Source organism: Fontimonas sp. SYSU GA230001 (assembly GCF_040066175.1).
Taxonomy (GTDB): domain Bacteria; phylum Pseudomonadota; class Gammaproteobacteria; order Nevskiales; family Nevskiaceae; genus Solimonas.
The window spans coordinates 41,693-66,380 of sequence record NZ_JBEAAM010000022.1; the positions used below are offsets into that span (position 1 = coordinate 41,693).

Annotated in this window: 25 protein-coding genes and 1 riboswitch; of the genes, 16 read left to right on the top strand and 9 right to left on the bottom strand. The window is 70.0% G+C overall.

What is annotated here, in order from left to right:
- The first annotated feature begins 13 nt into the window (after positions 1 to 13).
- The 13 genes from hyfB to AAG565_RS12085 all read left to right on the top strand — a co-directional run bounded on the left by hyfB (position 14) and on the right by AAG565_RS12085 (position 14,402).
- Positions 14 to 1,996: a hydrogenase 4 subunit B gene (hyfB, locus tag AAG565_RS12025; RefSeq protein WP_348819860.1), complete on the top strand. Its 1,983-nt coding sequence runs from the start codon at positions 14 to 16 to the stop codon at positions 1,994 to 1,996.
- Positions 1,993 to 2,949, top strand: a complete 957-nt coding sequence (locus tag AAG565_RS12030) for an NADH-quinone oxidoreductase subunit H (protein WP_348819837.1) — start codon at positions 1,993 to 1,995, stop codon at positions 2,947 to 2,949. The genes hyfB and AAG565_RS12030 overlap by 4 nt, the downstream gene beginning before the upstream one ends.
- Positions 2,946 to 3,608 (top strand): formate hydrogenlyase, encoded by a 663-nt coding sequence (locus tag AAG565_RS12035; RefSeq protein ID WP_348819838.1) that lies wholly within the window; start codon positions 2,946 to 2,948, stop codon positions 3,606 to 3,608. The genes AAG565_RS12030 and AAG565_RS12035 overlap by 4 nt, the downstream gene beginning before the upstream one ends.
- Entirely contained in the window at positions 3,609 to 5,060 is a 1,452-nt protein-coding gene (locus tag AAG565_RS12040; protein WP_348819839.1) for a hydrogenase 4 subunit F, read from the top strand.
- A complete protein-coding gene (locus tag AAG565_RS12045; protein WP_348819840.1) occupies positions 5,057 to 6,568 on the top strand; it encodes an NADH-quinone oxidoreductase subunit C in 1,512 nt (503 codons plus the stop codon). The genes AAG565_RS12040 and AAG565_RS12045 overlap by 4 nt, the downstream gene beginning before the upstream one ends.
- Positions 6,569 to 6,623: 55 nt before the next feature.
- Complete coding sequence (locus tag AAG565_RS12050; protein ID WP_348819841.1) at positions 6,624 to 7,133, top strand: formate hydrogenlyase; 510 nt, start codon at positions 6,624 to 6,626, stop codon at positions 7,131 to 7,133.
- On the top strand, positions 7,130 to 8,002 hold the full coding sequence (locus AAG565_RS12055) for a spermidine synthase (RefSeq protein WP_348819842.1): 873 nt from the start codon (positions 7,130 to 7,132) through the stop codon (positions 8,000 to 8,002). Before AAG565_RS12050 ends, AAG565_RS12055 begins: the two co-directional genes overlap by 4 nt.
- Before the next feature lie 109 nt (positions 8,003 to 8,111).
- A complete protein-coding gene (acsA, locus tag AAG565_RS12060; protein WP_348819843.1) occupies positions 8,112 to 9,884 on the top strand; it encodes an acetate--CoA ligase in 1,773 nt (590 codons plus the stop codon).
- A 50-nt stretch (positions 9,885 to 9,934) separates the two neighbouring features.
- On the top strand, positions 9,935 to 10,870 hold the full coding sequence (gene pdhA / locus AAG565_RS12065) for a pyruvate dehydrogenase (acetyl-transferring) E1 component subunit alpha (RefSeq protein WP_348819861.1): 936 nt from the start codon (positions 9,935 to 9,937) through the stop codon (positions 10,868 to 10,870).
- Between the two features lie 58 nt (positions 10,871 to 10,928).
- Positions 10,929 to 11,858: an alpha-ketoacid dehydrogenase subunit beta gene (locus AAG565_RS12070; RefSeq protein WP_348819862.1), complete on the top strand. Its 930-nt coding sequence runs from the start codon at positions 10,929 to 10,931 to the stop codon at positions 11,856 to 11,858.
- Positions 11,851 to 13,041 carry a dihydrolipoamide acetyltransferase family protein gene (locus AAG565_RS12075; protein WP_348819844.1) on the top strand — a complete coding sequence of 397 codons (1,191 nt, stop codon included), beginning with the start codon at positions 11,851 to 11,853 and terminating at the stop codon, positions 13,039 to 13,041. Before AAG565_RS12070 ends, AAG565_RS12075 begins: the two co-directional genes overlap by 8 nt.
- Positions 13,038 to 13,295, top strand: coding sequence for a phosphopantetheine-binding protein (locus AAG565_RS12080; protein WP_348819845.1), 258 nt, complete (start codon positions 13,038 to 13,040; stop codon positions 13,293 to 13,295). The genes AAG565_RS12075 and AAG565_RS12080 overlap by 4 nt, the downstream gene beginning before the upstream one ends.
- A 72-nt stretch (positions 13,296 to 13,367) precedes the next feature.
- A complete protein-coding gene (locus AAG565_RS12085) occupies positions 13,368 to 14,402 on the top strand; it encodes a sensor domain-containing diguanylate cyclase (protein ID WP_348819846.1) in 1,035 nt (344 codons plus the stop codon).
- Positions 14,403 to 14,433: 31 nt separating this feature from the next.
- On the opposite strand, the gene AAG565_RS12090 is transcribed toward AAG565_RS12085, so the two are convergent.
- A complete protein-coding gene (locus tag AAG565_RS12090) occupies positions 14,434 to 14,901 on the bottom strand; it encodes a cupin domain-containing protein (RefSeq protein ID WP_348819847.1) in 468 nt (155 codons plus the stop codon).
- A gap of 79 nt (positions 14,902 to 14,980) precedes the next feature.
- Between AAG565_RS12090 and AAG565_RS12095 the strand changes: the two genes are divergently transcribed.
- The 3 genes from AAG565_RS12095 to AAG565_RS12105 are packed head-to-tail and all read left to right on the top strand — an operon-like array spanning position 14,981 to position 19,345.
- The gene (locus tag AAG565_RS12095; protein WP_348819848.1) at positions 14,981 to 16,516 is read left to right on the top strand and encodes a DNA mismatch repair protein MutS; all 1,536 of its coding nucleotides are present in this window, start codon (positions 14,981 to 14,983) and stop codon (positions 16,514 to 16,516) included.
- Positions 16,513 to 18,093 carry a DNA mismatch repair protein MutS gene (locus AAG565_RS12100; RefSeq protein ID WP_348819849.1) on the top strand — a complete coding sequence of 527 codons (1,581 nt, stop codon included), beginning with the start codon at positions 16,513 to 16,515 and terminating at the stop codon, positions 18,091 to 18,093. The genes AAG565_RS12095 and AAG565_RS12100 overlap by 4 nt, the downstream gene beginning before the upstream one ends.
- Before the next feature lie 19 nt (positions 18,094 to 18,112).
- Positions 18,113 to 19,345 carry an MFS transporter gene (locus AAG565_RS12105; RefSeq protein ID WP_348819850.1) on the top strand — a complete coding sequence of 411 codons (1,233 nt, stop codon included), beginning with the start codon at positions 18,113 to 18,115 and terminating at the stop codon, positions 19,343 to 19,345.
- Positions 19,346 to 19,373: 28 nt separating this feature from the next.
- Here AAG565_RS12105 and AAG565_RS12110 read toward each other — a convergent pair whose 3' ends face one another.
- The 8 genes from AAG565_RS12110 to AAG565_RS12145 all read right to left on the bottom strand — a co-directional run bounded on the left by AAG565_RS12110 (position 19,374) and on the right by AAG565_RS12145 (position 24,339).
- A complete protein-coding gene (locus AAG565_RS12110) occupies positions 19,374 to 19,601 on the bottom strand; it encodes a hypothetical protein (RefSeq protein WP_348819851.1) in 228 nt (75 codons plus the stop codon).
- Between the two features lie 230 nt (positions 19,602 to 19,831).
- Positions 19,832 to 20,302, bottom strand: coding sequence for an ATPase P (locus tag AAG565_RS12115; RefSeq protein WP_348819852.1), 471 nt, complete (start codon positions 20,300 to 20,302; stop codon positions 19,832 to 19,834).
- Between the two features lies 1 nt (position 20,303).
- On the bottom strand, positions 20,304 to 21,614 hold the full coding sequence (eno, locus tag AAG565_RS12120) for a phosphopyruvate hydratase (RefSeq protein WP_348819853.1): 1,311 nt from the start codon (positions 21,612 to 21,614) through the stop codon (positions 20,304 to 20,306).
- A gap of 17 nt (positions 21,615 to 21,631) precedes the next feature.
- The gene (locus AAG565_RS12125; protein ID WP_348819854.1) at positions 21,632 to 22,024 is read right to left on the bottom strand and encodes a DUF190 domain-containing protein; all 393 of its coding nucleotides are present in this window, start codon (positions 22,022 to 22,024) and stop codon (positions 21,632 to 21,634) included.
- Positions 22,021 to 22,413 (bottom strand): fluoride efflux transporter CrcB, encoded by a 393-nt coding sequence (gene crcB / locus AAG565_RS12130; protein WP_348819863.1) that lies wholly within the window; start codon positions 22,411 to 22,413, stop codon positions 22,021 to 22,023. The genes AAG565_RS12125 and crcB overlap by 4 nt, the downstream gene beginning before the upstream one ends.
- Before the next feature lie 18 nt (positions 22,414 to 22,431).
- Positions 22,432 to 22,713, bottom strand: a complete 282-nt coding sequence (locus AAG565_RS12135; RefSeq protein ID WP_348819855.1) for a hypothetical protein — start codon at positions 22,711 to 22,713, stop codon at positions 22,432 to 22,434.
- A gap of 4 nt (positions 22,714 to 22,717) precedes the next feature.
- Entirely contained in the window at positions 22,718 to 23,134 is a 417-nt protein-coding gene (locus tag AAG565_RS12140) for a universal stress protein (RefSeq protein WP_348819856.1), read from the bottom strand.
- The gene (locus tag AAG565_RS12145; protein ID WP_348819857.1) at positions 23,131 to 24,339 is read right to left on the bottom strand and encodes a cation:proton antiporter; all 1,209 of its coding nucleotides are present in this window, start codon (positions 24,337 to 24,339) and stop codon (positions 23,131 to 23,133) included. Before AAG565_RS12145 ends, AAG565_RS12140 begins: the two co-directional genes overlap by 4 nt.
- Positions 24,340 to 24,491: 152 nt before the next feature.
- Positions 24,492 to 24,554, bottom strand: a riboswitch (Fluoride riboswitch).
- Between the last annotated feature and the right edge of the window lie 134 nt (positions 24,555 to 24,688).

A 24,688-nucleotide genomic window follows, 5' to 3' on the forward strand; every position in this document is an offset into this window, starting at 1 on the left:
CTCCGAGCCGGCGCTGGCGGCGGCTGCGCTGCTCGCCCTGGGCTGGCTGATCCTGGGCCTCGCCGGTCTGCTGCGGCTGCACAGCGTCGAGTTCGTCGGCCGCGTGCTGTTCCCTTTCGGCGCCGCGCTGAGTCTGCTGCTCGCGCTCACCGGCCTCGCTGCATTGTCCGCACCGCCGGCATCGATGACGCTGGCGATCGGCCTGCCCGACCTGCCCTTTCACCTGCACCTCGACGCGCTCAGCGCCTTCTTCCTGCTGCTGCTCGGCGCCGCGTCGGCCGGCATCTCGGTGTTCGCGGCCGGCTACTTCCGCAGCGGTGAGGGCACCGCACCCGGCCTGCTGTGCCTGCAGTACCACGTGTTCCTCGCCAGCATGGTGTTCGTGCTGCTCGCCGCCGACGCCTATGCCTTCATGGTCGCGTGGGAGACGATGGCGCTGTCCTCGTACTTCCTGGTGACGACGCAGCACCGCATCCCCGAGATCCGCCGCGCCGGCTTCCTGTACCTGCTGATCGCGCACGTCGGCGCGATCGGCATCCTGCTCGCTTTTGGCGTGCTGCAGGGCGGCAGCTGGCAGTTCACCTTCGACGCGATGCGCGCCGCCGAGCTGTCGCCGCTGTGGTCGAGCATCGCCTTCGGACTGGCGTTGTTCGGCTTCGGCGCCAAGGCCGGACTGGTGCCGCTGCACGTCTGGCTGCCGGAGGCGCATCCGGCGGCGCCCTCGCCGGTGTCGGCGCTGATGAGCGGCGTGATGCTCAAGACCGCGCTGTACGGCATCCTGCGCGTCAGCTTCGACCTGCTGGGTGCACCGCTGTGGTGGTGGGGCGCGCTGGCGCTGGCGCTGGGCCTGTTCAGCGCGCTGTTCGGCGTGGTCTTCGCGGCGGTGCAGACCGACATGAAGCGCCTGCTCGCGTACTCGTCGATCGAGAACATCGGCATCGCCTTTGCCGCCTTCGGCCTTTCGATCCTGTTCCACTGCTTCGCGATGCCGCAGCTCGCCGCGCTGGCACTCGCGGCGATGCTCTACCACTGCCTGAATCACGCGTTCTTCAAGAGCCTGCTGTTCCTGGCCACCGGATCGGTACTGCACGCGACGCGCGAGCGCCGTCTGGGCAAGCTTGGCGGTCTCATTCGCACCATGCCCTGGGTCGCGTGGCTGGCGCTGGTCGGCACGCTGGCGATCGCCGGCCTGCCGCCGCTCAACGGCTTCGTCTCCGAGTGGCTGCTGCTGCAGGCCTTCCTGTTCACGCCGGAGATTCCGCAGCCGTTCGCCAACATGCTGATCCCGCTCGGCGCGCCGGCGCTGGCGCTGACCGCGGCGCTGGCCGGCTACGTGATGGTGAAGTTCTACGGCGTGATCTTCCTCGGCCGGATGCGCGAACCGCAGCTGGCGCAGGCGCACGACTGCGGCATCCTCGAACGCATCGGCCTGGCCTGGCTCGCCGCGGCCTGCGTCGCGCTGGGCCTGACGCCGGCGCTGATGCTGCAGGCGCTCGACCCGGTCGGCACGCTGCTGCTCGGCAGCGGCCTGGGCACGCAGAGCACCGGATCGTGGCTGCTGGTGCCCGTGTCGGCCGAACGCGCGAGCTACAGCCCGCTGCTGTTCCTCGTCGGCATCGGCGGCAGCGTGCTGCTCACCGTCTGGGCCGTGCGCCGGCTCTACCACGGCCGCATCCGCCGCGCGGCGCCCTGGGACTGCGGCTTTCCGCTGCAGACTGCGCGCATGCAGGACAGCGCCGAGGGTTTCGGCCAGCCGATCCGCCATATCTTCGATCCGTTCTTTCGCATGCGCCGCGAGCTGCCGTCGCCCTTGGACAGCGCACCGCGCTACCGCGTCGAAGTCGAGGACCGTTTCTGGCACGCGCTGTATCTGCCGGTCGCCGGCGGCGTGAAGGCGCTTGCCGGCTTCGTCGGCCGCCTGCAGCGCGGCCGCATCTCGGTGTACCTGCTGTACAGCTTCCTGACCCTCGTCGCACTGCTGGTGATCGTGCTGTGACCATCGCCGGCCTGATCACGCAACTACTCGACGTCGCACTCGGCGTGCTGATCGCGCCGCTGTTCATCGGCTGGATCAACCAGTGCCGCGCCTGGCTGGCGAACCGCTCCGCGCCACCGCTGCTGCAGCCGTACCGGATGATCCGCAAGCTGCTGCACAAGGATGCGGTGATCGCCGAGAACGCCTCGCCGCTGTTCCGCATGGTCCCCTACGTCCTGTTCGGCACGATGGTCACCGCCGCTGCGATCGTGCCGGCGCTCGGTACCGACATGCCCTTTGCGGGCGCCGCCGACGCGATCGCGCTGGTCGGCCTGTTCGCCACCGCGCGCGTGTTCGTCTCTCTCGCGGCGATGGACATCGGCACCGCCTTCGGCACGCTCGGCGCGCGCCGCGAGATGATGGTCGGCTTCCTCGCCGAGCCGGCGCTGCTGACCGTCGTGTTCACCGCCTCGCTGATCTGCGGCAGCACCGCGCTGCCGTCGATCGCCGGCACGCTCGCCGGCCGCGAGCTGCAGATCTACCCGAGCCTCGCGTTCGCCGCGGTCGCGTTCGTCATGGTGCTGCTCGCCGAGAACGCGCGCATCCCGATCGACAACCCGGCGACGCACCTGGAACTGACGATGATCCACGAAGCGATGGTGCTCGAATATTCGGCGCGCCACCTCGCGCTGATCGAGTGGGCCAGCGCGCTCAAGCTGTTCAACTACGCCTGCATCGGCTTCGCGCTGTTCCTGCCATGGGGCCTGGCGCCGACCGGCGGCGGCTGGCTGCCGCTGCTGTTCGCGCTGCCGGTGCTCGTCGTCAAGCTGCTGCTCGCCGGTGCGGGGCTCGCGCTGCTGGAGACGATCAGCGCCAAGCTGCGCATCTTCCGCGCACCCGAGTTCCTGGCGATGGCCTTCCTGCTGGCGATGCTCGGACTGCTGGTCAGCCTGCTGCTAGGGAACGGCCGATGACGCTGCCCCTGTCCGCGCAGTTGATCCACCTGTTCGCGGCCGCGCTGCTGCTGCTGTCGTTCGCGATGCTGGCACAGCGCCGCGTGCTGTCTCTGGTCAACCTGTTCGCGCTGCAGGGCGCCATGCTGGTCGCGTCGACGGCGGTCGTCGCGTACAGCAGCGGCCAGCACCACCTCTACTGGTCGGCCGGTCTGACACTGATCCTCAAGGTCCTGCTGCTTCCGTACATCCTGCACCGGCTGATCCGGCGCCTGCAGGTGCAGTGGGATACCGAGACGCTCGTCAACATCCCGACCACGCTGCTGCTCGGTCTGCTCGTCGTGATCTTCTCCTTCGGCCTCGCGCAGCCGATCTCGCAGCTGGCCAGCACGCTCACACGCAGCACGCTGGGCATCGCCATCGCCGTCGTGCTGCTGGCCTTCCTGATGATGATCACGCGGCGCAAGGCGGTTTCGCAGGTGATCGGCTTCCTGGCGATGGAGAACGGCCTGTTCTTCGCCGCGACCAGCGCGACCTACGGCATGCCGATGGTGGTCGAACTGGGCATCGCGCTCGACGTGCTGGTCGGCGTGTTCATCCTCGGCATCTTCTTCTTCCAGATCCGCGAGCAGTTCGACAGCCTCGACCTGCACCATCTGGAATCGCTGAAGGAGGAATGAGTGGAACTGCTGATCCTCCTCGGACTTCCGCTCGTCGGCGCGCTGCTGCTGGCGCTGTTCGGTCAGCACCGCTGGGCACCGGAGCTGAACGTCGGCATCAGCTTCCTGACCTTCGTCGCCGGCTGCGCGCTGACCGCGCGCGTGATCGCCGACGGGCCGATGCTCGCGCTCGCCGAGCAGTTCTTCATCGATCCGTTCAACGTCTTCCTCGTCGCGCTGACCGCGTTCGTCAGCTTCACGACCGCGCTGTTCTCGCGGCCATACATGCGCGTCGAGGCGCATCACGGCAGGGTCAATTCCGGCCGCCTGCGCCTGTACCACAGCATGTTCCAGCTGTTCATGTTCACGATGCTGCTGGCGCTGCTGACCAACAACATGGGCATCCTGTGGGTGGCGATGGAGGCGGCGACGCTGTCCACGGTGCTGCTGGTATCCCTGTACCGCAGCAACGCCAGCCTCGAAGCGGCGTGGAAGTACTTCATCCTCTGCGGCGTCGGCATCGCGCAGGCCTTGTTCGGCACGATCCTGCTGTACTTCGCCGCCGAGAAGCTGCTCGGCCACGAGGGCATGAGTGCGCTGCTGTGGACACACCTGGACGCGGTCAAGGGCCAGCTCGAACCGACCGTGTTGGCGATCGCCTTCGTCTTCCTGCTGGTCGGCTACGGCACCAAGGTCGGCCTCGTGCCGCTGCACAACTGGCTGCCGGACGCGCACGCGGAAGGTCCGACACCGGTGTCGGCGGTACTGTCCGGGCTGCTGCTCAACGTCGCGCTGTATGCGGTGATCCGCTGCAAGGTGCTGGTCGAGGGCTCGATCCGCTCGGAACTCCCCGGCCAGATGCTGATGGCATTCGGCCTGATGTCTGTCGTCGTCGCCGCGTTCTTCCTGTGGCGGCAGCGTGACATCAAGCGTCTGTTCGGCTACTCGTCGATCGAGCACATGGGCATCATCACGTTTGCCTTCGGCATCGGCGGGCCGGTCGCCAACTTCGGCGCGCTGCTGCACATGACCGTGCACTCGCTGACCAAGAGCGCGATCTTCTTCGCCGTCGGCCACGCCGCGCAAAAGGCCGGCACGCAGCTGATGGACGACATCCGCGGCCTGCTGGTGCTCTCCCCCACCGTCGGCTGGGGCCTGATGCTCGGCGCGCTGGCGATCCTGGGCATGCCGCCATTCGGCGTGTTCGCCAGCGAGTTCCTGATCCTGACCACGGCGATGCGCGAGCAGCCGTGGGCGACGCCGATCCTGCTGCTGGCGCTGGGCGTGGCCTTCGCCGCGATCTTCGGCCGCGTGCAGCCGATGGTGTTCGGCGAGACCACCGCGAAACCGCTGCCGCATCCGCCGGCGCTGGTGCCGGTGTTCGTGCACCTGGCGCTGGTGCTGATGCTCGGGCTCTACATCCCGCCGTTCCTGGCGCACTGGTTCCGCCTCGCCGCGGCGCTGATCGGATGAACGCACCCGCCTCCCGCCCCATCGAGATCGAACGCCTGCTGCGCGGCCAGTGGACGCTGCACGCGCGCGCCGAGCGCGACGCCGGCGGCGTGCTGCTGGCGCTGTGGGCCAGCGACGAGCGCGACCGCGGCGGCGGCGGCGTCCTGCGCGCCGCCTTCCTGCGTGCCGACCGGCTGCGCGTGCTGGAACTACCGGTCGGCGAACGCGAGGCCGGCTTCCCGAGCCTCGCGCCGATGTTCCCGTCGGCGGCGCGCATGGAACGTGCGGTACAGGACCTGCTGGGCCTGCGCGCCGAGGGCGGCGATGCGCGGCCGTGGCTGCGTCATGCCGCCTGGCCGGATGGCGCATCGCCGCTGCGCCGCGATTTCGATCCCGCGCGATCGGTGGCGCCGCAGACCGAGGACTACGCCTTCGTGCGCGTCGAAGGCGAGGGCGTGCACGAGATCCCGGTCGGGCCGGTGCATGCCGGCATCATCGAACCCGGCCATTTCCGCTTCTCGGTCGTCGGCGAGAAGGTGCTGCGGCTGGAGCAGCGTCTCGGCTACGTGCACAAGGGCATCGAGAAGCGCCTTGAACAGCTGTCTGCCATCGAAGGTCGCCGCCTCGCCGCGCGCGTGTCCGGTGACAGCGCCGTCGCGTACTCCTGGGCCTACTGCCAGGCGCTCGAAACCCTCGCGGGAGCGACGATCACGCCACGCGGCGCGGCGCTGCGCGCCATCGCGCTGGAACGCGAGCGCATCGCCAATCATCTGGGCGACCTCGGCGCGCTGGGCAACGACGCCGGCTTCGCCTTCGGCCTGTCACAGTTCATGCGCCTCAAGGAAGACCTGCTGCGCGTCAATCAACGCGCATTCGGTGCCCGCTACTTGATGGACTACGTGCTGCCTGGCGGCGTCGGCGGCGAACTGGATGCCGCGGCGGTCGAGACCTTGCTGGCGCAGACGCGCAGCCTCGAAGCCGAGGTGCGCGCGCTGCGCGCGATCTACGACGACCACGCCGGCGTGCAGGACCGCTTCCGCAGCTGCGGCATCGTCACGCCCGAGCTGGCGCGCGAGCTCGGCCTGATCGGGCTGGCCGCCCGCGCCAGCGGCCAGGCGCGCGACCTGCGCGCCGACCTGCCCTGCTCGCCCTACGATCGGCTCGGCGTGCAGGTCGCGATGCGCAGCGAAGGCGACGTCGCCGCGCGCGTCGCCGTGCGCTTCGACGAGACGCTCGAATCGCTGCGCCTGTGCTGGGAACTGCTGCAGTCGCTGCCGTCCGGTGCGGCGCGGGTGGACCTGCCGCAACCCACGGCAGGCATTGCCTATGGTCTGGTCGAAGGCTGGCGCGGACCGATCCTCGTCGCGCTGGAGACCGGCCCCGTCGGATCGGTCCGCCGCTGCCATCCGCACGATCCGTCCTGGCAGAACTGGCCGCTGCTGGAGCACGCGGTGATCGGCAACATCGTCCCGGACTTCCCGCTGATCAACAAGTCCTTCAACCTGTCGTACAGCGGCCAGGATCTATGAACGCCCTGTTCAAGAGCAGGCCATCCATGGCCCGCGGACCCAAGGCAAGCAAGCCATGCTTTCCATACTGAAGCGGATTGCGACAACCGGCATCGTCAGCGAACCGCTGCCGACACTCGCCGATCTCAAGGCCGAAGCCGACGATCTGCAGGCCCGGATCTTCGCGGTGCTCGGCCGCGCGCTGACGATCCGCCAGGTCGATGCCGGCTCCTGCAACGGCTGCGAGCTGGAGATCCACGCGCTCAACAATCCCTACTACAACCTCGAAGGCGCCGGCATCCGCTTCGTCGCCAGCCCGCGCCACGCCGACCTGCTGCTGGTCACCGGTCCGGTGTCGAAGCACATGGAGATCGCGCTGCAACGCACTTACGACGCGACGCCCGAGCCGAAGCGCGTCGTCGCCGTCGGCGACTGCGGCTGCGACGGCGGCATCTTCGGCGCGTCCTACGCCAGCTGCGGTCGCGTCGCCAACGTGATCCCGGTGGATGTGACCGTGCCAGGCTGTCCGCCGGCACCGGTCGAGATCCTGCGCGGCATCCTGCGCGCGGTGACGCTGCCGCGATGACGATCTGCTTCACCGACCGCTGGCTCGAACTGCCCGGCCGGCTGGTCGCCGAGCCCGGCACGCTGCGCCTGCGCGAGCCGATGACGGCCGACATCCCGGACATCGTGCGCCGCCTGCGCGCCAACGAGTACACAAAACCCTTCGTCGTCGATGACGGCCGATCGCGGCGCCTGCACTTCAGCCTCGACTACGTGCAGTCCGAGATGAGCCTGCGTGACCCGGACGCGCTCAACTTCGCCTACACGCGCGAGATGATGGCCTTCCTGCTGTTCGTCCCCCGGCCGCGTCACGTCGTGCTGGTCGGCCTGGGCGGCGGTTCGCTGACCAAGTTCTGCTACCGCCAGCTGCCGGCGGCGCGCATCACCACGATCGAGATCGACGCCGACGTGCTCGGCTTCGCCACCCAGTTCGAAGTCCCGGAACCCGACGCGCGCCTGCGGCTGATCCATGCCGACGCAGTCGATCACTTCGCGACGACCGAAGAGGACATGGACGTCGTCCTCATCGACGGCTGCGACCGCAGCGGCATCTGTGCCGGCTTCCGTGACGCGCAGTTCTACCGCAACATCCACGCGCGACTGCGGCCGCACGGCGTGCTGGTGATGAACCTGATCGGCCCGGGCCGCGAAATCGATGCACACCTGAACCTGCTCGCCGAGGTCTTCGCCGGACCGGTGCTGGTGCGGCGCATGAACCACGGCGGCAACCGCATCGCGTTCGCGTTCCGCGACGCCACGTTCCGGCCCGACTGGATCGCGATCCAGCGCGTCGCGCGGCGGCTGGAAGCGCTGTACGGACTGGACTTCGCGGCCTGCGCGGCGCGCTTGCGCAACTGCCGGCGCGTCGCGGCTGACGCCGGCGACGACTGACCCACTCATCCTGATCGTTCGCGGAGACGCCGCCGGTCCGTTGACCTGCATCAAGGCCATCCGTCCGCTGTCCCCGCACCATGCGCTACGGGATACAGGGGACGCATCGATGGGCTGGGACGCCATCCGCAAGACGCAGCACGCATCGGCACCGGCGCCGCTGCTGGCCGACTACGAGGCGGCGCGCCGCACGTTCCGCTGGGCCGATGCACGGGCCATGCTCGACGGCCTCCCCGGCGGCAGTCTCAACATCGCCCACGAGGCCGTCGATCGCCATGCGGCCGGAGCACGCGCGCACAAGACCGCGCTGCGCTTCCTCGGACGCGACCACGCGCCGCGTGACATCAGCTACGCGCAGTTGCGCGAACTGACCGACCGCTTCGCCAACGTGCTGCGCACGCTCGGCGTCGAACGCGGTGTGCGTGTGTTCGTGCTGTCGGAACGGATTCCGGAGCTGTATGTCGCCGCGCTGGGCACGCTCAAGGCCGGCTGCGTGTTCAGCCCGCTGTTCTCCGCCTTCGGGCCGGAGCCGATCAAGGCGCGGATGAACCTCGGCGAAGGCGCGGTGCTGGTGACCACGTCCGCGCTGTATCGGCGCAAGGTCCTGCCGGTGCGCGCCGAGCTGCCGACGCTGCGCTACGTGCTGCTGGCCGAGGACGGCAGCGATCCGGCGGACCTGCTGCTGCAGCCCGGCATCCACCGCCTGGCGCCACTGCTCGACGCCGCCGCGCCGGCCTTCGCCATCGCCGCGACCGCGCCGGAGGACATGGCGCTGCTGCATTTCACCAGCGGCACGACCGGCAAGCCCAAGGGCGTGGTGCACGTCCACGAAGCGGTCGTCGCGCACAGCGCCAGCGCGCGCTACGCGCTCGACCTGCACGACGACGACGTCTTCTGGTGCACGGCCGATCCGGGCTGGGTGACCGGCACCTCCTACGGCATCATCGCGCCGCTGGTGCTGGGCGTGACGATGATCGTCGATCGCGAGGAGTTCGACGCGCAGCGCTGGTACCGCATCCTGCAGGACGAGAAGGTCACGGTCTGGTACACCGCGCCGACCGCGATCCGCATGCTGATGAAGGTCGGCGCCGACGCCGCGCAGGGCTGCGACCTGTCGCGCCTGCGCCACCTGTGCAGCGTCGGCGAACCGCTCAATCCCGACGCGGTGGTCTGGGGCCAGACCATGTTCGGCATCCCGTTCCACGACAACTGGTGGCAGACCGAGACCGGCGCGATCATGATCGCCAACTACCCGTCGATGGACGTGCTTCCCGGCTCGATGGGCAAGCCGCTGCCGGGCATCGACGCCGGCATCGTCCGCCACCGCGAGGATGGACATGTCGAGGAGGTCACGACACCCGACACCGACGGCGAACTGGCGCTGCGTCCCGGCTGGCCATCGATGTTCCGCGCCTACCTGCACAACGAGGAACGCTACCGCCAGTGCTTCGTCGATGGCTGGTACCTGAGCGGTGATCTGGCGCGCCGCGACGCCGACGGCTACTACTGGTTCGTCGGCCGCGCCGACGACGTGATCAAGTCCGCCGGCCACCTGATCGGTCCGTTCGAGGTCGAAAGCACGCTGATGGAACACCCCGCGGTCGCCGGCGCCGGCGTGATCGGCAAGCCCGACCCGGTGATCGGCGAGACGGTCAAGGCCTTCGTCGAGCTGCGCCAGGGCCATGAACCCGACGAGACCACGCGTCGCGCGTTGCTCGGCTTCGTCCGCACGCGCCTCGGCCCGGCCGTTGCGCCCAAGGAGATCGCTTTCGTCGAGCACCTGCCGCGCACGCGCTCCGGCAAGATCATGCGCCGCCTGCTCAAGGCACGCGAACTGGGCCTGCCCGAGGGCGACACCTCGACGCTGGAGTCCGGCGCGTGAGCGACACCGCACCACCGGACCGCGAGCACGCGCTGCAGCTGCTGCACGGCATGCTGCGCATCCGCCGCTTCGAGGAGAAGTGCGCCGAGCTGTACGGCCAGCTGAAGATCCGCGGCTTTTTGCACCTGTACATCGGCGAGGAGGCGATCGCGGTCGGCGCGATGCGCGCCCTGACCGACGACGACGCCATCGTTGCGACCTACCGCGAGCACGGCCACGCACTGGCGCGCGGCCTGCCGATGACCGCGATCATGGCCGAGATGTACGGCAAGGCCAGCGGCTGTTCGCGCGGCCGCGGCGGCTCGATGCACCTGTTCGACGCGCAGCGCCGCTTCTACGGCGGCAACGCCATCGTCGGCGGCGGCCTGCCGCTGGCTGTCGGCCTGGCGCTCGCCGACCGCATGCAGAACCGCCCGCGCGTCACCGCCTGCTTCTTCGGCGAAGGCGCGGCGGCGGAGGGCGAGTTTCACGAGAGCCTCAATCTGGCCGCGCTGTGGAAGCTGCCGGTGCTGTTCCTGTGCGAGAACAATCTGTATGCGATGGGCACCGCGCTCGAACGCTCCGAGGCCGAGACCGACCTGCACCTCAAGGCTGCCGCCTATCGCATGAGTGGCAGCGTCGTCGATGGCATGGACGTGCTGGCGATCGAGGACGCGGTGCGCCGCGCGGTCGATGCGATCCGCTGTGGCGGCGGTCCGCAGCTGCTGGAAATCCGCACCTACCGCTTCCGCGCGCACTCGATGTTCGATCCCGAGCGCTACCGCGACAAGGCCGAAGTCGAGGCGCGCAAGAAGGCGGGCGGACCGTTGACCCGCTTCATCGCCCGCGGCAAGCAGGAACGATGGTTCGGCGAGCCGGACATCGAGACGCTGGAGCGGACGGTGGCCGCCGAGATCCAGGCCTCGGCCGATTTCGCCGAGGCCTCGGAGTGGGAACCGGTCGCCGAACTGACGCGCGACGTCCATACGCCCTGGCAGGAACCCTGACGTGGCAACGGCGAAGACCACCTACCGCGAATGCCTGCGTAGCGCGCTGCGCGAGGCGATGCAGGCCGACCCGCGCGTGTTCCTGATGGGCGAGGACGTCGGCCGCTACGGCGGCGCCTACGCCGTCAGTCTCGGCCTGCTGGAGGAGTTCGGTCCGGAGCGCATACGCGATACGCCGCTGTCGGAATCCGCCTTCGTCGGCGCCGGCATCGGCGCCGCGCTGAACGGTCTGCGGCCGATCGTCGAGATCATGACGGTGAACTTCAGCCTGCTCGCGCTCGACCAGATCCTCAACACCGCGGCGACGATCCGCCACATGTCCGGCGGGCAGTTCAGCGTGCCGGTGATCATCCGCATGGCCACCGGCGCCGGCCGCCAGCTCGCCGCGCAGCATTCGCACAGCCTGGAGAACTGGTATGCGCACATCCCCGGACTGCGCGTCGTCGCACCCGCCACGCTCGAGGACGCACGCGGCATGCTCACCACCGCGCTGACCTGCCCCGATCCGGTGGTGATCTTCGAACATGCGACGCTGTACAACCTCGAAGGCGAGCTCCCCGCGGACGCCGGCGCGGTGGATCTGCGGCGCGCGGCGATCCGCCGGTCGGGCAAGGACCTCACCCTGATCACCTACGGCGGCAGCCTGCCCAAGTGCATGGACGCCGCAACTCAACTCGCCGCCGCAGGCATCGACGCCGAGGTGATCGACCTGCGCAGCCTGCGCCCGCTCGACGACCAGACGCTCCTCGCCTCGGTGGCACGCACACGCCGCTTCGTCGTCGTCGATGAGGGCTGGCGCAGCGGCAGCCTCGCCGGCGAGCTGATCGCGCGCATCACCGAAACCGCGTTCTACGATCTGGATGCCGCGCCGGTCCGGGTCTGCAGCGAGGAGGTACCGATCCCCTATGCGAAACATCTCGAAGAAGCCGCGCTGCCGCAGACCGACAAGATCGTGCGCGCCGCGCAGACGGTGATGAACCGTGGCTGAGTACCGTCTGCCCTCGCTCGGCGCCGACATGGACGCGGCCACTTTCGTCGAGTGGCGCGTCAAGCCCGGCGACCGCGTCAAGCGCGGCGACATCGTCGCGTCGGTGGAGACGAGCAAGGGCATCATCGACATCGAGATCTTCGAGTCCGGTGTCGTCGAAGCCCTGCTGGTGCAACCCGGCGCACACATCCCGGTCGGCACCGCGCTCGCGCAGATCCGGACGGACGCGCCGGGCGCCGCACCGCACCCGCCCGCTGAGGCAGCGGCGGCAGCCGCGGCCGCCGCCGCACCGGTCGGACCGGAGATCGCACCCGCCGGCGCTGCGGCGCCGACCCGCACGGAGCCGGACGCCGGGCACGTCCGCGCCTCGCCTGCCGCGCGCAAGCGCGCCTCCGAACTCGGCGTCGCACTGGACCAGGTGCGGGGCAGCGGCCCGCACGGCGTCATCACCGTCGAGGACGTCGAGCGCGCGACCGCGCCGGCACCGACCACGGTGCCGCCGGCCAGTCCGCCGCCGGCGGCGAACATGCGCGCCACCATCGCGGCGGCGATGACGCGGTCCAAGCGCGAGATCCCGCACTATTACCTGGCAACGGCGATCGATCTCAAGGCGGCGCTCGACTGGATGAGCGACTACAACCGCGAGCGCCCGGTGACCGAACGCCTGCTCGCGGGCCTGCTGTTCGTGCGCGCCGTCGCCAGGGCGCTGACCGAGTTCCCCGACTTCAACGGCTTCTACAGGGACGCCGCCTTCGTGCCCGCCGACGGCATCCACGTCGGCGTCGCCATCGCCGTGCGCGGCGGCGGCCTCGTCGCACCGGCGCTGCACGACACCGACCGCGGCAGCATCGGCGACGCGATGCGTGCGTTCCAGGACCTCGTCACCCGCACGCGCAGCGGTCACCTGCGCGCCTCGGAGATGGCCGACGCGACGATCACCGTCACCAGCCTGGGCGAGCGCGGCGTCGATGCGGTGTTCCCGGTGATCTACCCGCCGCAGGTCGCCATCGTCGGCTTCGGCCGCGTCGCACAAAAGCCCGTCGTCACCGCCGACGGCGGCCTGGCCGCGCATCCGGTCGTGCAGGCGACGCTGGCCGCCGATCATCGCGTCGGCGACGGCCACCGCGGCGGCCTGTTCCTCGCCGCGATCGAACGCTGGCTGCAGACACCCGAGAAGCTATGAACGAATCCGAACTCCGTGCCACCGTGCTCGACGCGCTGGCCAGCATCGCCCCGGAAGCCGCATCCGCAGCCCTCGACGCGAAACGCAGCCTGCGCGAGCAGCTCGACATCGACTCGGTCGATTTCCTCAACCTGCTGACCACGCTGCACCAGCGCCTGGGCATCGACATTCCCGAGGCCGACTACGCGCAGATGCAGACCCTGGACGCCATGACCGCCTACCTCGCGCGCAAGCTGGACGCCGCTCGCCGCTGACTCCGCCGCGTTCGTCGCCGCGTTCGTCGCCGCGGGCAACATCGTGCACCGGCGGCCTTAGAATCGGGGCGCATGCAAGACATCCTGCTGCGGCTGGCCCGGTCCGTCTCCGATGCCCAGGAGCTGGAGGGATTGACGCGCCCGTTGCTGGAACTGCTGGAGGCCGTCACCGGACTGGAATCGACCTACCTGACGACGATCGACGAAGCGGCCGGCGTGCAGCACGTCCTGTTCTCGCGCAACACCAGCCGCATGCAGATTCCAGAAGGTCTGTCGGTGCCCTGGGGCGACACCCTGTGCAAGCGCGCCCTCGACGAGAACCTGCCGTACTGCGCGGACGTGGCGGCTCACTGGGGCGACTCGGACGCGGCCCGTGCGCTCGGCATTCAGACCTACCTGAGCCAGCCGGTGCGCACCGCGGACGGCCAGCTGTACGGCACGCTGTGCGCGGCCAGCCCGCGCAAGGTCGAGATCAGGTCGGACACCCTGAAGATCCTCGGCCTGTTCGCGCAGCTGATCGCCCACCAGGTGGACCGCGAACGGGCCGTGCGCGAGATGCGCAAGGCCCATGCGGAACTGACGGCGCACGCGCTGACCGATGCGCTCACCGGCGTCGCCAACCGGCGCGCGCTGGAAATCGAGCTGCGCCGCAGGCTCGGCGCCGCGCAGCCCGCCGGCAGAACCCTGCAGGTCGCGTTCATCGATCTCGACGGCTTCAAGGCGATCAACGACCGCCACGGCCATGACGTCGGCGACCGCTTCCTCATCCACATCGCCAAGCGCCTGCAGGCGACGATGCAGCCCGGTGACTTCGTCGCGCGCAATGGCGGCGACGAGTTCGTCGTCGTCACCACCGGCTGCGACGACGATGCCCTGCGGCGGCAGCTCGAAGCCGCGACGACCGGGCGTTTCGAATACGGCGAGGTCGTCATCGACTATCCCGGCGCGAGCGTCGGCGTGGTCCACGCCGAGCCCGGCGAATCCGATGTCGCCACGCTGCTGCGCCGCGCCGACGCGGCGATGTATGCGGTCAAGAAGTCGCGGTCGCCGTCACGGCGCCGGACCGACCGCGAGGACGCAGCGGCACGGCGCCGCAACGGCCCCTGATCGGATCACCCGGTCGCGGGCGCCGGCCGGGTCAGTAGGGACGGCCGTCCTTGTGCCGGAATCCGCCGCCGCGGCCCGAATAGCGTCCGGCATCGAACTTCAGGTCGATGTCCGGGTACTCGCCGTGATCGGCGTCGTCGCGGCTGCCGACGACCAGCAGCACGGCGTCGCGCCCGGAGCGGTTCTGGAAATGATGGCCGTCGCGCACGCCGGCCTTGAACCCGGCGCAGTCGCCGACGCCCAGGACCTCCTCGCCGGCGTCGGTGACCATCACGACCTCACCCTCGATCACGTAGGCGAACTCGTCCTCGTGCGAATGCCAGTGGCGCTGGCTCGACCACGCACCGGGCGGCAGGCGCACGAGGTTGACGCCAAACTGGGTCAGGCCGGCGGCGTCGCCGAGCTTGACCCAGCTGCGCGTGCGGCAGGGTTCGTCGTAGGGCGCGGGATAACGGGTGCCGGTTGCGCGCGGCGCGGCGGACGGATCGATTTTCGGCATGACGGCTTCCGGAATGCGGCGCGGCGATTCTACGCCGCGGTTTCCGCCGACGTGCGTGCAATGCCAAGATCGCGGGGTCATGCCGGACTTCAGCATCCTGTTTCCGCAGCCGGACACGCCGCTGCCCGAACCTGGCAGCGAGCTGCCGGCACTGTTCCGCGATCTGAATCTCGACCAGCTCGTCGCCCGCCTCAACGCCGGCCGCGAGGACTACCGGCTCGCGGAGTTCTTCGAAGCACCGCTCGCCGACCCCGCCGTGGTGCATCACCGGCACGAGATCCTGCGCGCGCTGGAAGACGACAGGCTCGCGGACATGCTGCGCGGCTTCGCGGCGGACATGCGCGCGGTGCGCGCGCTGCAGGCGCGCGCCCACGGCGCACACGATGATCACGAGCAGCAGGGCCACATCCTCGACGCGGCCTGCCGCTACTGCACGGCCGTCGAGCGGCTCGATGCCGGCCTCGGCGCGCGCAGCCTGACCGCCGCCGGGTTGCGCGCGCTGCAGGCGCATCTGGCCGGCTATCTCGGCTCATCCGCCTATCGCACGCTCGCGTCGGCGGCGCGCGCCGCACGCGCGGCGCTGGACGCGGTTCGCTTCGGACTGTTGCTCGACGGCAGCCGCGTGACGGTCCTGCCGCCCGGAGACGAAGCGGAGTACAGCGGCGTGATCGAGCAGACCTTTGCGCGCTTCCGCAACGACGGTGCCATGCCGGAGCCGGTCACCCGCCCCGAACCCGAGCGGATGAATCATGTCGAGTCGCAGATCGTGCAACGGGTCGCGCGTCTGCACCCGCAGGCCTTCGCGGCGCTGGCCGCATTCGCCGCCGCGCACGCCGACTGCATCGATCCGCTGCTGGCGCGCTGCGACCGCGAGTTGCAGTTCTACCTTGCGTGGATCGATCTGCTCGCGCCGCTGCGCACCGCGGGGCTGCCGTTCTGCTACCCGGAGCTGGCCGGCATTTCCAGCGAACTGCAGGTCGGGGACGGGTTCGACATCGTGCTGGCGGCGCAGCGGGTCGCCGAAGGCGCCGATGTGGTGTGCAACGACGTGTCGCTCGCCGGCGCCGAACGGATCCTGGTGATCTCCGGCCCCAACCAGGGCGGCAAGACCACCTTCGCACGCATGATCGGCCAGCTGCACTGGCTGGCGCGGCTCGGCCTGACCCTGCCGGGGACGCGCGTGCGGCTGCCGCTGTGCGACCGGATCTTCACCCATTTCGAGCGCCAGGAGGACATCGCCAACCTGCGCGGCCGGCTGGAAGACGACCTGCTGCGCGTCCGCGACATCCTCGACCGCGCGACACCGGCGAGCCTGGTCGTCGTCAACGAGATCTTCTCGTCCACGACCGCCGCCGACGCGGTCGATCTGGGCCGCCGCGTGCTCGCCGAACTGTCGCGGCGCGGCCCGCGCGTCGTCTGGGTCACCTTCCTCGACGAACTGACCGCCTTCGACGACAGGACCGTGAGCATGGTCGGCGGCGTGCGCGCGGACGACGTCGCGGTCCGCACCTTCCGCTTCGAGCGGCGGCCGGCCGACGGCCTGGCCTATGCCGCCGCGATCGCGCGCAAGTACGGCCTGACGCGCGCACAGCTGCTCGAGCGCATCCGCTCATGAGACCGCATCTGATGTTCGCCGACCGCGACTTCGAGCTGCCGTGGCCCGGCCCGCGCGCCGCCGCGGCCGCACCGCCGGCCGCCTGGGAAACGGCGCTGAGCGACGATCTGGCGCTGACGACGCTCGAGCGGACGATGGCCGGCGAGGACGCCTTCCTGCTCGCCGTCGCGCGGCGCGCACTGCGCGACGCCGTGCACAACGACGCCGCGGTGATCCGCCACCGCCAGGACGTGCTGCGCGACTTCCTGCGCATGCCGCAACTGGCCGAAACGCTGTACGCGCTGGTGACCGACGCGCTCGAACGCAAGCGCCGGCGCCATTTCACGCTCGGCACGCTGCAGCGCTATCCCGGTTCGGCCCTGCACTGGGCGGTGCAGGTGCTGCAGCTGTTCATCGACGCGCTGCGCGAGCTGCGCGACCTGGGCCGCCTGCATGCGCACGACTGCCGGTCGGCGGGCCTGCGCGAACTGTTCGCGACCCTGGAGCGCGAACTCGACGACGACTACCTCGCACAGGTCGGCCGCCAGCTCGACGAGCTGCGCTTCGAGCACGGCCTGCTGGTCGGCGCGCGCCTTGGACCGGGCAACATCAGTGCCGGCCACGCGCTGCTGCGGCCGCACGACCGCCGCTCGCTGCTCGACCGCCTGACCCAGGCGCTCGATCCGCGCACGCGGAGCAACAGCTTCGTGCTGGACCCGCGTGACGAGCAGGGCTTCACGATCCTCGGCGAGCTGCGCGACCGCGCGGTGGCCCGCGCCGCCGCCGCCTGCACGCAGGCTGCCGAGCACATCGCCGGCTTCTTCGCCGCGGCGCGCGCCGAACTCGGCTTCCATGTCGGCTGCCTGCGCCTGCACGCCGTGCTCACGCAGCTGGACGTGCCGCTGTGCTTTCCCGATCCCGAACCGGCCGGTTCGCTGCGGATGCAACTCAGCGAGCTGCGCGATCCCTGCCTCGCGCTGACGCTCGGTACACCGGTGGTCGGCAGCACGCTGCGACTCGACGACCGCCGCCTGGTCGTCATCACCGGCGCCAACCGCGGCGGCAAGTCCAGCTTTCTGCGCGGTCTGGGCGTCGCGCAGCTGATGATGCAGAGCGGAATGTTCGTCGCCGCCGCATCCTGCGCGCTCGAAGTCTGCAGCGGCCTGTACACGCACTTCCGCCGCGAGGAGGACCGCTCGATGCAGCACGGCAAGCTCGACGAGGAACTGGCGCGCCTGAGCGGGCTGGTCGATCACCTGCGGCCCGGCTCGCTGCTGCTGAGCAACGAGTCCTTCGCCTCGACCAACGAGCGCGAGGGCGCCGAGATCGGCCACCAGGTGCTGCAGGCGCTGCGCGAACGCGGCGTCCGCGTCGTGCTGGTCACCCATCTCTGGGAACTGGCGCGCCGGCTGCAGGCCGAGTCGCGCGGCGACTGCGGCTTCGTGCGCGCCGAAGTCGGCGCCGACGGCGTCCCGACCTTCCGCGTGATCGAAGGCGCGCCGCAGCCGTCGAGCCACGGCCCGGAGCTGTACGACCGGCTTTTCGCCGGACGCGTACACGCGATCGAACACGCCACGGAAAACCAGCACCATGAATGAACACGCCCGGGACACGCCGATGACCGCCAGCTCCGCGCCGCCACCACGCTGGCTCAACCGCACCGTTGCCGGCGCCGGCATCACCAGCGCGCTCGGTGATTTCTGCTACGAGACCACGACCGTGATCCTGCCCGGCTTCCTCGCCGTGCTCGGCATCCCGGCCGCGGTGCTCGGCGTCATCGAAGGCACGGCGGACGCGGTGGCGAGCTTCACCAAGCTGCTGTCCGGCTACGTCGCCGACAAGCTCGGCCACCGCAAGCTGCTGGTCCTGGTCGGCTACGGCCTGACGCCGCTCGGCCAGGGGCTGATCGCGCTGGCCGCCGGCTGGCCGCTGATCCTGCTCGGCCGGCTGGTGTCGTGGTTCGGCAAGGGCCTGCGCGGGCCGCTGCGCGACGCCATCGTCATCCAGGCGGTGCGGCCCGAGACACGCGGGCGCGCGTTCGGCTTCCATCGCGCCGCCGACACGATCGGCGCGGTGCTCGGCCCGCTGCTCGGCGTGGGGCTGCTCGGCTGGGCACACGGGCTGGACTGGGACGATCCCGCCGGGCCGTTCCGCCTCGTGCTGTGGCTGTCGGTGATTCCCGGCGCGCTGGCCGTGCTCGCGTTCCTGACGCTGGTGCAGGATCCGCAGCACTCTCCCAATCCCGCACTGCGCCTGTTCAGCACGCTGCGCGGCCTGCCGCTGCGCTTCAAGCGCTATCTGGGCGCCGTCGGCCTGTTCGGCATCGGCGACTTCTCGCACAGCCTGCTGATCCTCGCGGCGACGCAGGCGCTGACGCCGGCCATGGGCGTCGTCCACGCCGCGCAGGTGGCGGGCCTGCTCTACGTCGGCCGCAACCTCGTGCAGGTCGCCCTGTCCTACCCGATCGGCGCCGCGGCGGATCGCCTCGGCCACCAGCCGGTTCTGGTAGCCGGCTACGTGCTCGGCACGCTGACGGCGCTGCTCACCGCGCTGGCGTTCTGGCTGCGGATCGACGCGCTGGCCGTGTGGTGCGTGATCTTCGTCGTCGCCGGCCTGTACGTCGCCGTCCAGGAGGCGCTGGAATCCACCGTCACCGCCGCGATGGTCCCGTCCGACCGGCTGGCGACCGGCTACGGCGCGCTGGGGACGGTCAACGGCGGCGCCAAGTTCCTGTCCAGCGCGACCGTCGGCGTGGTCTGGACCGCCGCCTCGCCGGTCCTCGGCTTCGGCCTGGCGGCGCTGCTGATGGCGGCCGGCACCGCGGCGCTGGCACGCGTGCAGCGGCACTGACCGGATCCGCGGCCAGGGGGTCCGGGCTTCAGACGCTCTTCAGGGGATTGCGCCAGCGGACCGCCGGGGAGCGAGCGAAATCGGCGTCGGTCGAGCACAGCTCCAGCCCGTGTTCCACGGCGTGCGCGGCGGCGAGCAGTCCACCGAGCACGGCGCCGTGCCTTGCCGTCGGATGCGGAATCCAGACGTTGCGCAGACTCAGCCATTCGACGACCTGATCCCAGGCCCGTTCGATGGTCAGCGGCCGGCCGAACACGCGCGCGTTGGACTGATGCGCAGGAATCCGAGCAGAGGCTGGGCCGCGGCAGACCGATGCGGTGCGTGCCGCGCCCACGCAGCCGCCGCAGGCGAACCGCGACGTCGTCACTCAGAGTCAACGTGGTGCGCATGCATCGGTTCTCAAACATCATGATGTGCGCCGCAAGCGCACACTGTGGTGTTCGTGGATGCGCGTCCAGCCCGGCGCCGCGGCCCGATGGACCCCCGTCAAAGCCGTAGCGTCGCAGCCAGGCGCTGCGGATGCAGCAGCAGATCGAGCGCGTCGGTGATGTCGCGCACCGCGAGGTGCGCGTGACGCAGCAGGTCGGGCGCGACGCCCTCGGGGCCGATCACCGCGACGGTCAGGTCGGCAAGCCACATCATCGCGATGTCGTTCTGGCCGTTGCCGATGGCGACGACCCCGGTCTTGCCCGACAGCCAGCGCGCCTTGTCGCGGCCGCTGCGCACCGTTTCGACCGCGACCGGCAGCTCCGCCAGCGCCGCGCGCGCGGTGCCGTAGGTGTCGCTGGTCAGCACGGTGATGCGCAGCCGGTCGGCGAGTTGGTGCAGCCGCTCGGCGACACCCGGCAGCAGTGCGCCGTCGAGCGCCAGCGTGCCGTTGAAGTCGCAGACCAGATCGGTGAACTCGCGCACGCCGCGCTCGGGGATCTGCACGCGGATGCCGCCGGCCGCGCTCATCTCAGCCCCCGCGGGCTTTCGCGGCGCAAAAGCCGCCGGCGGCGGCGAAGCGGCGTCCGGCGTACTGCGCCGCGCCGCCCAGCGCCTCCTCGATGCGCAGCAACTGGTTGTACTTGGCGAGCCGCTCGCCGCGCGCCGGCGCGCCGGTCTTGATCTGCGCGGCGGCCGTCGCCACGGCGAGATCGGCGATGAAGTCGTCGGCGGTCTCGCCGGAACGGTGACTGATCACCGTGCCGTAACCGGCAGCCTGCGCGACCGCGATCGCCTCCAGCGTCTCGGTGACGGTGCCGATCTGGTTGAGCTTGATCAGCGCCGCGCTGGCGATGTTCTGTGCGATCGCGCGGCGGATGATCGCCGGGTTGGTGCAGAAGTTGTCGTCGCCGACCAGCTGCACCTGCGCGCCGAGCCGTGCGCTGATCAGCGCCCAGCCTTTCGCGTCGTTCTCGGCGACGCCGTCCTCGATCGACCAGATCGGGAACTGGCGCAGCCAGTCCGCGTACAGATCGACCATCTGTTCCGACGTGCGCGTACGCACCGCGCCGCCGCGGAAGACATACAGGCCGCCTTCGTAGAACTCGCTCGCCGCCGGATCGAGCGCCAGCACGACGTCCTTGCCGGGCTTGAGTCCGGCGTGTGCGACCGCTTCCAGAATCAGTTCGATGGCGGCGACGTCGGCGTCGAGGTCGGGCGCGAAGCCGCCTTCGTCGCCGACCGCGGTGCACAGGCCGCGACGCTTGAGCAGCGCCTTGAGCGCGTGATAGGTCTCGGCGCCGTAACGCAGCGCCTCGGCGAACGTCGGCGCACCGACCGGCGCGATCATGAACTCCTGCAAGGTGACGGTGTTGTCGGCATGGGCGCCGCCGTTGAGCACGTTGAACATCGGCACCGGCAGCAGCGGCGCGGACTCCGCGACCAGCGTCTCGTACAGCGCGCGGCCGCGGCTCGCCGCGATGGCGCGCGCCAGGGCCATCGACACGCCCAGCATCGCGTTGGCGCCGAGGTTCGCCTTGGTCGGCGTGTCGTCCAGCTCGATCAAGCGGCGGTCGATCTCGGCCTGCACCGGTTCGAGGCCGTGCAGCTCGCGGCCGATGGTCTGGTTGACGTGCGCGACGGCCTTGCGCACCCCCTTGCCGCCGTAGCGCTCACGCTCGCCGTCGCGCAGCTCGACCGCCTCGCGCTCGCCGGTCGAGGCACCGGACGGCACGGCGGCGCGGCCGAAGCTGCCGTCACGCAGGCGCAGGTCCACCTCGACGGTCGGATTGCCGCGCGAGTCGAGGATCTCGCGGGCGTGGATCGAAGCGATCGCGCTCATGGCCGTCGTCTCCGCGCCTACATCTCGGACGCCATCAAGCGTTCCCATTCGTCCTTGTGCGCCCCGGCGATGCCGAAGCGCGTGGGACCGATGACGTAGAAGATCGACAGCTGCTCGGCCTCCACCGCGTCGAGCAGACGGTTGGCCTCCGCCTCGCGGCAGACGAAGCGGATCTCCACGGGCATGTCGCCGGCCAGCTCCCAGAAGTGCTGCTCGTGTAGCACGCCGTGGCGGCCGAATCCGGCGATGCCGCGGTAGGCCGATCCGCCGTGGATACCGAGCCGGCGCGCCGTCTGCAGCAGCCACTCGTACACCAGCGTGTGCCGGTGCTTGCGGTTCTCGTGCACCAGGAAACGCAGGAAGACGCCTTCGATCGAGTGCGCGCGCCAGTCGCGTCCGGGTTCGTTCATGGGGTCGCTCCGATCTTGGTGAAGAGAAGGCGCATCGACAGGATGCCGAGCGCCGTGGCAGCCAGTGACGTGGTCACGTGAATGGCGATCGCGCCGAAGGCCCACGCGAACTGGCCGCGCGACAGCAGGGACACGGTCTCGGCCGAAAACGTCGAGAAAGTGGTCAGGCCGCCACAGAATCCGGTCATGACGAACAGGCGGACATTGGGACTCATGCCGGCCTGCGCGGCCACGGCACCGACGGCCACGCCGATGACGTAGCCGCCGATGATGTTGGCGGCGAGCGTGCCCAGCGGCAGCGTCGGAAACAGCGGATTGAGGCGCATGCCCAGCCACCAGCGCAGCCACGCGCCGAGCACCGCGCCGCTCCCCACCGCCACCAAAGCCATGCCACCCATGTCTGCTCCTTATCGGGAAAATGGTAATGAAGCCGCGCCGCGCCCGGCAAAGCGCCGCTGCGCGCGCAGGATGCCGAGGACGAGCTGCGTCATGTGCGTCCCGCTTCCGGCAGGCGCAGCAGGCCGAGCCAGAACGTTCGACAAGGACCGGCGCGCGCGTGTCTCGCGCAGCACGTCAGGCGCTTCGGCGCAGCGCCGCCGGACCAGCGCGACCACGCCGGCGAGCCGGTTGGGCCCCTCGTGCAGATCCTGCAGCGCTTCGACGGGATCGGCGGCGGCGCTCGACGGCATCGGATCAGCGCACGATGACGACGGCGCAGTGTGCGTACTCGACGACGCGCTTGGACACCGAACCCACCATCAGCCGCTCGAACAGGCTCTTGCCGCGGTGGCCGAGCACGATCATGTGCGCCTGGTGCTTCTCGGCGCGGGCGACGAGCTGCTCGGCGGGATGACCGACGACGACCTCGAAGTGCGCCGTGACCTTGGCCGCCGCGGCGCGGTGCTTCATCGCGGCGAAGCTCGCCTTGAAGTGCGTCTCGGCATGCTCCAGGACCGCCTCGGTCTCGACGTCCTCGGCGAGGTCGGGCGGCTGCGCGACGGCGATGACGAGCAGGCTCGCGCCGAGCTTCTGCGCCAGGTCGAGCGCGAAGTCGAACGCGTGGCCCGCCGATTCGGAACCGTCGTAACCAACAACGAGACGCTGGGTCATGAGGATGCTCCTTCGCTGGACTCCAAAGCCGCCGCCGTCGGCGCGGGCTTGGCCGGTCCCGCCAGCAGATGACGCGGCAGATAGAACGCATTGGCGATCAGCGTCGGCACGACCGCACTGGCGATCACGGCGACGATCAGCATCGAGTACTGCGCCTGGTCGATCACACCGTGGGTCAGGCCGAACAGCGCCGAGATGCTGCCGAAGGTCAGTCCGGTGGACATCAGCAGCGTCGTGTACATCGCCTCCTTGGGCGGCGACTTGTAGTACTTGGTCACCGGATAGACGCCGACGAACTTGGTCGCCATCTTCGCCAGCAGCAGCACGAGGAACACGCCGGGCGCGGCGGCCAGCGCCGGCACCGAGACGTACGAGCCGGCGCGGATGAAGTAGAACGGCGTCAACATGCCGAAGGTCAGCGTGCGCAGGCGCCGGATCAGCGCATGATCCTTGCCGACGGTGCCGGCGAGCACCATGCCGAAGATGTAGGCCGGGAGCACCGCCTCGCTGTCGGCCCAGGTTGCCAGCGCACCCATGCCGAACAGCACCAGCAGCAGATACTTCGCTTCCAGCTCCGATGGCCGGTCGCCGTAGCGCTTGAAAAAGCGCGGCGTCAGCCACGGCAGGATCGAGAAGACGACGACGCTGACGCCGAAGAACACCAGCGTCTTGACCGTGAACGGCGAGAAGATGAAGCCCAGCGCCAGCACCGTGCCCAGATCATTGACGAAGCAGGCCGCGAGCACGGTCTTGCCGTAGGTGGTCTTGTTGAGGCCGAACTCCAGCATCACCGCATAGACCACCGCCACCGAAGTCGTCGACAGCGCGACCCCGGTCAGCCAGCTCGCCGGACCGCTCCAGCCGAGCACCCAGTGCGCGACCGCCGCGCAGCCGAGGAACGGCGCGAAGAAGCCGATCAGGCCGACCGCGTTGGCCTCCTTCCACTTGCTGCGGAATACCACCGGGTCGAGCTCGGTGCCGGCGAGGAAGGTCAGCACGATCGCCCCGGTGCCGGACAGGAACTTGATCCAGGACTCGTCGGTGCCGAGCGCGGCGGCGCCGATCAGGGCGCCGATGATCAGCTGCGCGATGATGCCGACGACGATCTCCGACAGCGCGGTGGCGACACGGAACCAGATCGACACCAGCGTGGCGATCAGCGCCAGGCCGAGCCAGAGTGCGGCCAGCGCCCAGACGTCGGTCATGGCGCACCCCCGGCACGGCGAGTGCCGCGGATCGGGTCTGTCTGCAATCCTGGAATGTTCATCGGCGCTCCTGACGTGGCTGGAACCTGTCAGGGCCGGGGGCACACGCCGACGCGCACGGCCGTCGAGTCATGCCTACCGCGCCCTGTGCAGGCGGGGTAGGCATCATCAGCCGTCATGGCGGTTCTAGGAGGAATGCCATCTCCTGTGCGGCTTCACTATAGGCCCGCCGCATCACTGCGGGCAAGGCCGAGCCTCTTCCAATGACACATGAGCCTGAAGGGGGTGCGTGATTCCAACGTGAAGTGAGCCTGAAAGGCCGGCGGGGCGGCGGGATCATCGGAGGATG

Excerpts from the sequence above, each read along its gene's own strand:
- AAG565_RS12105 (WP_348819850.1), top strand. The coding sequence starts at position 18,113 with ATGACCGCCAGCTCCGCGCCGCCACCACGCTGGCTCAACCGCACCGTT.
- AAG565_RS12045 (WP_348819840.1), top strand. The coding sequence starts at position 5,057 with ATGAACGCACCCGCCTCCCGCCCCATCGAGATCGAACGCCTGCTGCGC.
- AAG565_RS12090 (WP_348819847.1), bottom strand. The coding sequence starts at position 14,901 with ATGCCGAAAATCGATCCGTCCGCCGCGCCGCGCGCAACCGGCACCCGT.
- AAG565_RS12080 (WP_348819845.1), top strand. The coding sequence starts at position 13,038 with ATGAACGAATCCGAACTCCGTGCCACCGTGCTCGACGCGCTGGCCAGC.
- crcB (WP_348819863.1), bottom strand. The coding sequence starts at position 22,413 with ATGGCTTTGGTGGCGGTGGGGAGCGGCGCGGTGCTCGGCGCGTGGCTG.
- pdhA (WP_348819861.1), top strand. The coding sequence starts at position 9,935 with ATGCTGCGCATCCGCCGCTTCGAGGAGAAGTGCGCCGAGCTGTACGGC.
- AAG565_RS12050 (WP_348819841.1), top strand. The coding sequence starts at position 6,624 with ATGCTTTCCATACTGAAGCGGATTGCGACAACCGGCATCGTCAGCGAA.
- acsA (WP_348819843.1), top strand. The coding sequence starts at position 8,112 with ATGGGCTGGGACGCCATCCGCAAGACGCAGCACGCATCGGCACCGGCG.
- AAG565_RS12070 (WP_348819862.1), top strand. The coding sequence starts at position 10,929 with ATGCAGGCCGACCCGCGCGTGTTCCTGATGGGCGAGGACGTCGGCCGC.
- AAG565_RS12055 (WP_348819842.1), top strand. The coding sequence starts at position 7,130 with ATGACGATCTGCTTCACCGACCGCTGGCTCGAACTGCCCGGCCGGCTG.
- AAG565_RS12085 (WP_348819846.1), top strand. The coding sequence starts at position 13,368 with ATGCAAGACATCCTGCTGCGGCTGGCCCGGTCCGTCTCCGATGCCCAG.
- AAG565_RS12140 (WP_348819856.1), bottom strand. The coding sequence starts at position 23,134 with ATGACCCAGCGTCTCGTTGTTGGTTACGACGGTTCCGAATCGGCGGGC.
- AAG565_RS12145 (WP_348819857.1), bottom strand. The coding sequence starts at position 24,339 with ATGACCGACGTCTGGGCGCTGGCCGCACTCTGGCTCGGCCTGGCGCTG.
- AAG565_RS12125 (WP_348819854.1), bottom strand. The coding sequence starts at position 22,024 with ATGAACGAACCCGGACGCGACTGGCGCGCGCACTCGATCGAAGGCGTC.
- eno (WP_348819853.1), bottom strand. The coding sequence starts at position 21,614 with ATGAGCGCGATCGCTTCGATCCACGCCCGCGAGATCCTCGACTCGCGC.
- AAG565_RS12035 (WP_348819838.1), top strand. The coding sequence starts at position 2,946 with ATGACGCTGCCCCTGTCCGCGCAGTTGATCCACCTGTTCGCGGCCGCG.
- AAG565_RS12135 (WP_348819855.1), bottom strand. The coding sequence starts at position 22,713 with ATGCCGTCGAGCGCCGCCGCCGATCCCGTCGAAGCGCTGCAGGATCTG.
- AAG565_RS12095 (WP_348819848.1), top strand. The coding sequence starts at position 14,981 with ATGCCGGACTTCAGCATCCTGTTTCCGCAGCCGGACACGCCGCTGCCC.
- AAG565_RS12115 (WP_348819852.1), bottom strand. The coding sequence starts at position 20,302 with ATGAGCGCGGCCGGCGGCATCCGCGTGCAGATCCCCGAGCGCGGCGTG.
- AAG565_RS12100 (WP_348819849.1), top strand. The coding sequence starts at position 16,513 with ATGAGACCGCATCTGATGTTCGCCGACCGCGACTTCGAGCTGCCGTGG.